Source organism: Candidatus Desulfatibia sp., from assembly GCF_036446775.1.
GTDB lineage: Bacteria > Desulfobacterota > Desulfobacteria > Desulfobacterales > UBA11574 > Desulfatibia_A.
Genome location: NZ_JAZFTO010000013.1, coordinates 1 through 8876, shown reverse-complemented (window position 1 = coordinate 8876; position 8876 = coordinate 1). Strand labels below are relative to the sequence as shown.

General features: G+C 47.6%; 14 protein-coding genes. 4 read left to right on the top strand and 10 right to left on the bottom strand.

Going from position 1 to position 8876, the window contains the following annotated elements:
- The 4 genes from V3S16_RS00645 to V3S16_RS00630 form a co-directional block, all read right to left on the bottom strand.
- A partial coding sequence (locus V3S16_RS00645) for a DEAD/DEAH box helicase family protein (protein ID WP_413882740.1) occupies positions 1–276 on the bottom strand: 276 nt, incomplete at its 3' end.
- Between the two features lie 31 nt (positions 277–307).
- Positions 308–844, bottom strand: coding sequence for a hypothetical protein (locus V3S16_RS00640; RefSeq protein WP_413882739.1), 537 nt, complete (start codon positions 842–844; stop codon positions 308–310).
- A 143-nt stretch (positions 845–987) separates the two neighbouring features.
- Positions 988–1128 carry a winged helix-turn-helix domain-containing protein gene (locus V3S16_RS00635; protein ID WP_413882742.1) on the bottom strand — a complete coding sequence of 47 codons (141 nt, stop codon included), beginning with the start codon at positions 1126–1128 and terminating at the stop codon, positions 988–990.
- An 18-nt stretch (positions 1129–1146) separates the two neighbouring features.
- Positions 1147–1677, bottom strand: coding sequence for an HNH endonuclease (locus V3S16_RS00630; protein ID WP_413882738.1), 531 nt, complete (start codon positions 1675–1677; stop codon positions 1147–1149).
- A 135-nt stretch (positions 1678–1812) separates the two neighbouring features.
- On the opposite strand from V3S16_RS00630, the gene V3S16_RS00625 reads away from it, so the two are divergent.
- The gene (locus tag V3S16_RS00625) at positions 1813–1941 is read left to right on the top strand and encodes a hypothetical protein (protein WP_413882737.1); all 129 of its coding nucleotides are present in this window, start codon (positions 1813–1815) and stop codon (positions 1939–1941) included.
- Positions 1942–2027: 86 nt separating this feature from the next.
- Here V3S16_RS00625 and V3S16_RS00620 read toward each other — a convergent pair whose 3' ends face one another.
- Genes V3S16_RS00620 through V3S16_RS00605 form a run of 4 tightly spaced genes read right to left on the bottom strand, consistent with a single transcriptional unit; the run spans position 2028 to position 5294 of the window.
- A complete protein-coding gene (locus tag V3S16_RS00620) occupies positions 2028–2498 on the bottom strand; it encodes a DsrE/DsrF/DrsH-like family protein (protein WP_413882736.1) in 471 nt (156 codons plus the stop codon).
- Positions 2499–2510: 12 nt separating this feature from the next.
- Entirely contained in the window at positions 2511–2738 is a 228-nt protein-coding gene (locus V3S16_RS00615; protein WP_413882735.1) for a sulfurtransferase TusA family protein, read from the bottom strand.
- Positions 2739–2787: 49 nt separating this feature from the next.
- Complete coding sequence (locus V3S16_RS00610; RefSeq protein WP_413882734.1) at positions 2788–4179, bottom strand: sigma-54-dependent transcriptional regulator; 1392 nt, start codon at positions 4177–4179, stop codon at positions 2788–2790.
- The gene (locus tag V3S16_RS00605; RefSeq protein ID WP_413882733.1) at positions 4176–5294 is read right to left on the bottom strand and encodes a two-component system sensor histidine kinase NtrB; all 1119 of its coding nucleotides are present in this window, start codon (positions 5292–5294) and stop codon (positions 4176–4178) included. The genes V3S16_RS00610 and V3S16_RS00605 overlap by 4 nt, the downstream gene beginning before the upstream one ends.
- Before the next feature lie 413 nt (positions 5295–5707).
- Here V3S16_RS00605 and V3S16_RS00600 point away from each other — a divergent pair, with 413 nt between their 5' ends.
- Positions 5708–7534 carry an SLC13 family permease gene (locus V3S16_RS00600; RefSeq protein ID WP_413882732.1) on the top strand — a complete coding sequence of 609 codons (1827 nt, stop codon included), beginning with the start codon at positions 5708–5710 and terminating at the stop codon, positions 7532–7534.
- A 215-nt stretch (positions 7535–7749) separates the two neighbouring features.
- Complete coding sequence (locus V3S16_RS00595; protein WP_413882731.1) at positions 7750–7950, top strand: hypothetical protein; 201 nt, start codon at positions 7750–7752, stop codon at positions 7948–7950.
- 42 nt (positions 7951–7992) lie between these two features.
- Here V3S16_RS00595 and V3S16_RS00590 read toward each other — a convergent pair whose 3' ends face one another.
- Together V3S16_RS00590 and V3S16_RS00585 are read right to left on the bottom strand one after the other, a co-directional pair.
- The gene (locus V3S16_RS00590; protein WP_413882730.1) at positions 7993–8424 is read right to left on the bottom strand and encodes a response regulator; all 432 of its coding nucleotides are present in this window, start codon (positions 8422–8424) and stop codon (positions 7993–7995) included.
- Entirely contained in the window at positions 8425–8607 is a 183-nt protein-coding gene (locus V3S16_RS00585; RefSeq protein ID WP_413882729.1) for a hypothetical protein, read from the bottom strand. It abuts the gene before it with no gap.
- A gap of 180 nt (positions 8608–8787) precedes the next feature.
- On the opposite strand from V3S16_RS00585, the gene V3S16_RS00580 reads away from it, so the two are divergent.
- The coding region (locus V3S16_RS00580) for a dodecin family protein (protein ID WP_413882741.1) at positions 8788–8876 on the top strand (89 nt) is incomplete at its 3' end.

The following is an 8876-nucleotide window of genomic DNA, read 5'->3' as shown; positions in this document are numbered from 1 at the left end:
GTCGTAATAGCTTACGAAGTATTCAACGGCATTCTCCGGGAAGAACATCTTAAACTCGTTATATAGCTGTGCCGCAAGGGTTTTGTTCGGCGCGAAGACGAGTGTGGGTTTTTGGACCTTTTCAATAACGTTGGCAAGCGTAAATGTTTTTCCCGATCCGGTTACGCCCAGAAGCACCTGGTGGCCGCAGTTGTTTGCGAGATTTTTTGCAATATTTTCGATGGCGGCGGGCTGATCGCCTTTCGGTTTGAAATCCGAACGTAGCTTGAACTTCATAAGACGGATTATACCGCCAACTGGACAGGCGTTAAAAGAACGGGTGCAACGGCTTATCAAACCATAAGCGCTTTTCCTCTTTGCCGGAGGTTCCAATCAATTTCCATTTTCCGCCTTCTTTGGCAATTATGTGGTCCTGGTTGGCCCAATGGTCTATTGTTATCAGATATTTTTTGCCTTCGGGTATGCCCATCAGAAAGCCGCTGCAACTTATCACCGCAACATTGCCGCTCGAATGAGTGACAAGCCGCATCATATGTTTCGTTGCCATGCCGTCGAAAGTCCTGAAAATTCTTTTCCATGTCCGTTTGGCCGATTTCTTATCGTGAAAGCCGTTGACGTAGTTATCGGAATATAGCTCCATAACCCCGTCAAGATCGCGCGACTCAATTGCCGCTTCGGCTTTTTTGAAGAAATCCAGTATCTCGTTATAGTTTTTCTCCCCAAGCTGTTTTTTGGAATCGGGATCAAGGTAAACGGTGAAATAATCAGGACCATTGGCGGCGCCTGCCGTCCATGCCAGGAAGATTGAAAGACATATAGCTGAGCCTATCAAATATTTTATCATGACGATTTCCTTTATAAATCGGACGGACATTTGGTTCTTACATTCTGGTTTTAAATATATTTTAGCAAAGGGGCAATTATTAGGCAAACTAATAATTGCATGTGGGAGTATAGACTATCCAAACTTTTGCGGAGTATTCGAGATTAAGAGGAAGCAGTCTGTTTATTATTTTGAAACGAATCTAGAAATCCCGCTTTTGTCAAATGGAATCTTGCCCACGCGACCTGATTTCTTACTCTGGACGCGCCGTTTTTAAGCGTTTCTTCCTGCTCCTTTTCCGGTATTTTTCAGTTTGTTTTCAATCAGCTATTAAAGGCGTAGGACGACAGGTACTTCTGCCACGCGCTGCTGAAGCTGTCGGGCGCGTCTACGGGCTGAGAGAGCACGGCCATAAATTTCGGCTTGAACGGTTTTCTAATGAGGCTCATTCCAGAAGCGTTCAGGCTTCGGCTGCCCTTTTTCAGGTTGCATTTCCTGCAGGCCGCCACTACGTTAAGCCACTCCGTTCTCCCGCCCTGTGAGCGGGGAATTATGTGGTCAATCGTCATTTCAGTGTGGTTGCTCCCGCAGTATTGGCAAGTTTTGCGGTCACGCCTTAAAACGTTCTTCTTGCTGAACGATACGCCGCCGTAGTTTGGGATCCTGATATAGCGGTTGAGGCGGATTACCGTGGGGCATGCGAAAGAGGCTCTGAAAGAGCGTATCATGAAGCCGTCGCACTCCACCTGTTGGGCGCGGCCGGTGATAACCATCACGATGGCGCGCCTTGCTACACAAAAGTGAAGCGGCTCGAAGGAATTGTTTAAAACCAATACCTTAAGTTTAGCAAGCATTTTTTTAAAACCTCACGTGATTCTAATTTGGAGGCGGGTATCTTGTCAAATAAGCTTTCAAAAACCGTACAAAAAGTCCGGCATGATGTTATAATTACTTCTATAAACCGGTTAGATTTGTGAGAGGTCAATACAATGGTAATTGTGTGGAAATGCCTGAACTGCGGCGCGATAATCAATTGCGAGGACGACCAGTGCCATGTTGCGCCCGCGTGCGAGTGCGGGTCCGGCAAAGAGGACATGGAACTACTGGAAGAGGACTAGAAAGCCCTCAAGGCGCAGTTCATCGCAGGCTGACGGGCGGAAGGGTCAGGCCGGGCGGTTCTGCGTCCATCCGGCCGTTTGTTGAATTAAAACGCCAGATTAATATCGGCATCAAGGGCGGTATCCAAATACATGCCTGCTCCGCCTATGGTTATACCGTCTATAAACTGTTCCTTTTTGACTCCCATTACGTCCATCGTCATCTGGCAGCCGATCATCAGCATCTTCTCTTTTACGCAGATATCGAGCAACTTGTCGAGCTTTGCCACGTTCGCGTTACCCATCCAGCTTTTCATCATCATGGTGGCCATCATCGTCATGCCGGGCAAGACGCCGATAATGTTCGGAATCGGCATAGGCGCCGCCGGGTTGGCCAGGGGCGCTACGCCAAGGCTCGCTCCCTTTTTAATGATATCCAGCCCGTAAAAGGTGAAAAAGATAGACGCCTTCATGTCCATCGCAATAGCCGTGGTCGCCAGAATCAAAGGGGGATATGCCATATCCAGCGTGCCTTTGGTAGCTATTATACAGATGCTTTTCTGTTTATCATCACTCATAGTTTCTCTCCTTTACTTTTTTTTAACATAGAAAGTGTAAATATCGCCTTCCTGATTTTGGTCGACGATCTCGTTACCGGTCCTTTTAGCCCAGGACGCCATGTCGTTTACCGACCCCGGGTCGGTGGCCGTCATTTCAACGATGTCTCCGGAATTCAGGTCACCCAGCGCCATTTTTATGTTGAGTATCGGCTCCGGGCAACTTAACCCCTTGCAGTCTAGAACCTTTGTTACATCCAAAATTTCCCCCTTTCCAGAAAGTTAACGTTAATAAATTCTTATAACCTATTTATTCAAACCGGGACCTCTTAATCTGGTATTTCTTCAGTTTGTTGTGAAAGTTTTTGTAATCCAGCGAGGCTTCCTTGGCGGACGCGCTTATATTGCCCTTGTGCTTTTTTAGTAGCTGCGAAAGGTAATGCGTTTCGAAAGCCTCAACGACCTTTTTCTTTGCAAACTGGAAAGTCGCATCCTGCCCGCCGATGTTCACGAACTGCCCGTTGGAGCCGGAAAGCGAAAGGTCAATCGATTCTATTCTGTTATTTTGCGTCAGTACCACGGTTCTTTCTATAACGTTTTCAAGTTCGCGCACGTTGCCGGGCCAGTTGTGTTGCATCAGCGTTGCCATCACCGCCGGTGAAAGGCCTTTTATATCCTTGTTGTTTTTCTTGCTGAATTTATTAATGAAATGGTTTGCAAGCAGGGCGATATCTTCCTCCCGTTCCCTTAAGGGCGGAATTACTATCGGTATGACATTAAGGCGGTAGAAAAGGTCTATCCTGAACGCTCCTTCCTTTATCGCCGCCTCAAGGTCCCTGTTAGTGGTTGCCACAATCCGGGTGTCCACCTGGATTGTCTGGTTGCCGCCCATTCTGTCGAACTCGCCCTCCTGGAGGACGCGTAGCAACTTGGCTTGCATTGCCGGCGAAATTTCTCCGATTTCGTCAAGGTATATCGTTCCGCCGTCGGCGCGTTCAAATTTCCCGATCCTTTGCGCGACGGCTCCCGTAAATGCGCCCCTCTCGTATCCGAAGAGTTCGGCTTCCAGCAACGTTTCAGGAATTGCCGCGCAGTTGATGCGGACGAAGTTCTTGTTGCGCCTCGGGCTGTTCCTGTGAATTGCCCTGGCTACCAGTTCCTTGCCGGTGCCGGTTTCCCCTCGGATCAGAACGGTAGCGTCGCTTTCGGCAACTACCTTTACCTTTTCATAAATTTTGAGCATCTTTTTGCTCTGGCCGATTATGTTGTCCATTTCGAGGCCGGAGTCGATCTGTTTTCGCAGGTCCAGCAGTTCGGTGAGTATTTTGTGGTGTTCGATAGCCTTTTCAACCAAAAGGCCCATCTCATCATAATTTATCGGCTTTACAAGGTAGTTGAATGCGCCCGCCTTCATCGATTCCACCGCCATTTCTATCGTTCCGTGGGCGGTTATCATTATTACAATCGCGTCCCCATCCGCCTTTACAACATGCGAAAGGACCGTCATTCCGTCGATATCCGGCAGGTTGTAGTCCAGGATTATGGCGGCGTATTCATTTTCATCGTTGAGCGTAAGGGCTTCCTGGCCTGTTTGGGCGGTATGGACGTCGTATTTTTTCTCAAGGTTGGCGCTCATTACTTCCAGGATCGCAGGTTCGTCGTCAACTACCAGTATGGGGAATGGGTAAGTTTTTGCGTTCATCTTATCGGCAGACCCATACTTACGCACGTTCCCACGTTTTGGTTTTCTATAAAGACGTAACCGCCGTGGCTTTTCATAATGTCTTTTACAATACCAAGGCCGAGTCCCGTTCCGTTTTCCTTTGTCGTGTAGAAGGAATCAAAAAGCTTTCCGGAATCTTCTGGTAATATTCCCTTGCCGTTGTCAAGAATACTTACTTCCACGAAGTTTTCCCCGGTTCTTTGTCTGATTTGGCCGGTAATCTCTATTTTGCCGCTGTCCTCAATGGCGTCGCAGGCGTTCCTGAGAATGTTTATGAAGACCTGCTGTATTTTTGCTTCGTCGAACCGTATTTTGGGCAGGTTTTCATCGAGGTAAATTTCCATCTCTATATTCTTATCGCGCGCGATGTATTCCACGATGTCGATAGATTTTAAAAGTGCGCCGTTGATAAGTATTTTTTCGCCCAGTACAAGCCGTGGTTTTGCGGCTCCCAGCAGGTTGGAAGCTATGTTGTCGAGCCGGGAAATCTGTTCCTTTATCAGTCCGAGGTATTTTTGAATTTTCGGGTCGTCATCGTATTCGTTGAGGAGGTAATGCGCCGCGCCTTCCATTGCGTTAAGCGGATTTCGGATTTCGTGCGTCGTCTTGGCGGCCACTTCGCCGATGATTGCAAGTCGCTCGGCCTGCATAAGCTCCTTTTCCATTCTTTGCCTGTCGGTTATGTCTTTCATATATTCGATAATGTAGTTAACTTCCCCGTTTTCGTCGCTAATGGGGAAATTCCAGATTTCAAACTGTCGGCGCCTCTCATCCCTTAAACACGTCCGTATGCGGGAAGGGGGGGTCATGTTCTGGAAAACCGCCTGCGCCTGACAGTCCACACATGCGTGGTTGGTGTCGTAGCATAGAGTGTAGCAGTTGGACCCCTCAATCTGCTCCTTTTGCAAATGCAGAAAATTCTGCATGGCGTTGTTGAACATAACGATGTTGTAGTTGCGGTCTATTACAAGAATCGCGTCCGGGATGCCGTTGAAAATCGATTGCAAAATGGGGCTGTCTTTCGGCTTTTTAGACGCCCTTTTCTTTATATGCCTCAATTGAGCCGGAGCGGATGTAACGCTTTGTTTATTCATATTATTATCCAAATATTAGGAGAGCAATCATTATACCAGTATTGGCTTTTACTAACGATCTGAAAAATAACCCATATTCAGGAAAAACCACTTTTATATTATCAAATTGTGGCATAAACACCATAATCTCTATCCTTATACCCATGATAATGCAATCGGTTTAAAAAATAAACCAAAATCAACGCTATAATATTTACCAACATAATGTTTTTATAAACCTCTGCTAACTTAGAGATAAAATAAGAAAATTGGATTTGTGGGAAAACGTCTGGCACGAATTGTGTACAACGGAATCTGAAAAGGTTATATGCCGGGGGAGAGTCTCTTTTTAAGTTAAAGGGAGATACGAAAAATTAATTACCAACAACGTAAGGTATTATAATGGCGTTTTTATATATTACAGAAGGGGCGCAATGGAATTAACAACTGAAATGATGATGGTAATGGCGATGATCGTCGTGGCGGTCTTTCTTTTTATTGTGGAATGGATCCGCGTGGACGTGGTGGCGATACTCATGATGGTTTCGCTTCCGCTTTTGGGTCTTGTTACCCCCACCGAAGCCTTTATCGGCCTTAGCTCGAATGCCGTAGTCTCGATTATCGCCGTCATAATTATCGGGGCGGGGCTCGATAAAACCGGCGCAATAAACAGGCTTGTGGAGCCGGTGTTAAAGGTTGCCGGCAACTCCCAAAGCCGGGTAATTATGTCGATCTCTATGACCGTGGCCATTATTTCCAGCTTCTTGCAGAATATTGGCGCGGCGGCTCTTTTCCTTCCAGCGCTGAAGCGCGTCAGCAACTCAATGAAGATACCGATGTCGCGCATTCTCATGCCCGTTGGATTCAGCGCCATCCTGGGCGGAACCGTTACGATGGTCGGTTCAAGTCCGCTCATCCTTCTAAACGACCTGTTAAAACCTTTCGACCTGGAGCCGTTCGGCCTGTTCGCGGTCGCTCCGATAGGTCTGTCGCTTGTCGTTTCCGGGATAGCCTTTTTCGTAATTTTTGGACGATATGTCTTCCCGCAGGGAGACGGCGGCGAAGGTAGCGGGGAAACAGGCGTCAAGGGCGATATTATCGACGACTATTACGGTTTTCTGGGGACTCCGTTCGAGCTGGAAACGCCGGAAGGGTGGAAACCAAGCGGGGAAGATAATATTACTATCACCATGATCCGCCGGGACTACCTTGTAAATATTGTGGCGATGGTCGGCTCCGACAGGGAGGTGCGCCTTGCCCCCAAAAGGGGAACGGCTCTGGAGGCCGGGCAGACGTTAGGCGTCTTCGGCACGGAAGAAAACGTGGAAAAGTTCGTGGACAAATTCGGACTGACTCTTAAAAGGAAACTCGACGTTTTCAGGTCCCTCCTTTCGCCGATAATGTCGGGCACGGTTGAAGCTGTAATCTCGCCCCACTCGGAGATGGCGGGAAAAACCTTTATGGATTTTGATTTCCGCAAAAGGTACAACGTTATGCCGATGGCCATTTACAGGAGCAAGGACGAGATTTTCAAGACCGACCTCAGCCAGGTTTCACTTAAGGTGGGGGACGCCGTCCTTGTTCACGGTTCGTGGGAGAGGCTGAAGATACTTGAAAAGAACCCCAACTTCATCTTTACAACACCGGTAACGGCGGAAGTGATGCGGCCGGAGAAGGCTTACCTTTCAGTTTTCTGGCTGGCGGTGGCCCTTTCGATGGTCATATTCTTCGATATTCAGCTATCGGTAAGCCTGATGACGGGCGCGCTGGGGATCATAATCACGCGCGTGCTCAGCATAGACGAGGCGTACAAGGCGGTTGACTGGAGAACGGTATTCCTTTTGGCCGGCCTCATTCCGCTTGGAATCGCGACGCAAAAATCGGGCGCCGCCACGTGGATAGCGCAGGCAATATTGGGGTTTATGGGAGACATTTCGCCCCTTGTGCTGTTCACGATGATAGCGATTCTTTCAACCGCATTTACTCTGGTCATTTCAAACGTGGGGGCCACGGTTCTTCTGGTGCCGTTGGTGATAAACATGGCTATGGAGGCGGGGGCGGACCCGCGAATGGCGGCGCTTGTGGTGGGCATAGCCGTTTCCAATTCGTTTATACTGCCCACGCATCAGGTCAACGCACTGTACATGGGGCCTGGCCGCTACAGGAGTATCGATTTCATAAAGGCGGGCTCGGTAACCAGCATACTCTTCATCGTGGTGATGATAACGGTCATGTACCTCTTTTACGGCATAGGGGGATAGTGGAAAAATTTGCCGGATTGCGGACGCAAAGCGTCAAAAAATTATCCTTATTTGCCAATACCCAAAAAAAGGCAGGAGCCTGACCGGAAATTAGCATTGCAATACAGCATTAAATTTCAGTAAGTTACGCGCCAGATTCGTTAATAAACATTAACAAGCCCAAATGGCATCTCCTTTGCAATTTAAAGTAATCAAAGATATTAAGGAGAAACGCAATGAATGGAAAAATAGAAGCTATAGGTACTAATGTCGAAGAGGATCAGGTTTTATCTCTTTTTGAAAACTGGACGGCCGATCTGATAGCGGAAGGAAGGCTGTTCTATCCCGACCAGAATACGTTGAACGATTTCTTGACGAGTAATTTCCCGCAGTATGTAAATGACGCCCCAAAACTCTGGGCCCAGTATAGTTTGTAAACGCCCGCCGACATGGGACGCTGAAAGAGCCGGACGAAGGGCTTAGTCGATCGATATGCCTTTCTCCTTTAAGGCATTCTCGGCCTTTGAAAGTTTACGTCTAAGTTCGATAACCTTCACGGCGGTAAGCAGTCTCACTTTTAAATCTAGCGGGTAAAACGGTTTTGAGATGAAGTCGTCGGCGCCGGTTTCGATGCCTTCGGAAACGCTTTCTTCGGTCGATTTGGCGGTGAGCAAAATGATGTAAAAATCGCCGCCTTTTTCCATCTTCCGCACACTCCTGCAAATGCTGATTCCGCTCATGCCGGGCATCTTCCAGTCGAGCAACAAAATATTGGGAGGGTCTTCGGAATTAATTATATCCCACGCCTTGCTTCCGTCCCTGCATTCGGCTAAATCGTAGTTCCATTTTTGGAGATAGAGCTTGACCCTGTTCAGCTGCGTCACGTCGTCTTCGGCTATAAGTATTTTCAACTATTCGCGCCTGTTGGATTTCCGCCTGTCTACAGTGATTCCGAGTAGTGCTATATCCATTTCTCTCCTTCTTCTTTCTTCACCGCTTCTTTGTTCCCTGCGGTAGATAAAGAAAATCAGCGCGGACGCCACCACTAAAAGTAAGCCGCCGTAGTATATAAATTCCGGATTTTGCAGTTTCAAATCCTCCTTAAAAGTAAAATAGCATAAAAGATTAAAATATGAAATTGCAGCAATCGTTTACTTTTAGTTTCAGGGAGGAATGTGTGAAGAATATTTGTCACTTTGCTTCGGGCAGTATGGTAAATTATAGGCGTCGATGGTGGAAGAATCGTTTAAATATATTTTTTCTTGGAGGGTGCCATGTCTGACAGCGTTTACAAAGTAATCGAAATTATAGGAACGAGCCCAAATTCGTGGGAAGATGCCGCAAAAACGGCCATTGAAAGGGC

Coding starts and splice junctions, on each gene's coding strand:
- V3S16_RS00625 (WP_413882737.1), top strand. CDS start 1,813: ATGGTAATTGTGTGGAAATGCCTGAACTGCGGCGCGATAATCAATTGC.
- V3S16_RS00605 (WP_413882733.1), bottom strand. CDS start 5,294: ATGAATAAACAAAGCGTTACATCCGCTCCGGCTCAATTGAGGCATATA.
- V3S16_RS00630 (WP_413882738.1), bottom strand. CDS start 1,677: ATGCTTGCTAAACTTAAGGTATTGGTTTTAAACAATTCCTTCGAGCCG.
- V3S16_RS00620 (WP_413882736.1), bottom strand. CDS start 2,498: ATGAGTGATGATAAACAGAAAAGCATCTGTATAATAGCTACCAAAGGC.
- V3S16_RS00640 (WP_413882739.1), bottom strand. CDS start 844: ATGATAAAATATTTGATAGGCTCAGCTATATGTCTTTCAATCTTCCTG.
- V3S16_RS00600 (WP_413882732.1), top strand. CDS start 5,708: ATGGAATTAACAACTGAAATGATGATGGTAATGGCGATGATCGTCGTG.
- V3S16_RS00610 (WP_413882734.1), bottom strand. CDS start 4,179: ATGAACGCAAAAACTTACCCATTCCCCATACTGGTAGTTGACGACGAA.
- V3S16_RS00595 (WP_413882731.1), top strand. CDS start 7,750: ATGAATGGAAAAATAGAAGCTATAGGTACTAATGTCGAAGAGGATCAG.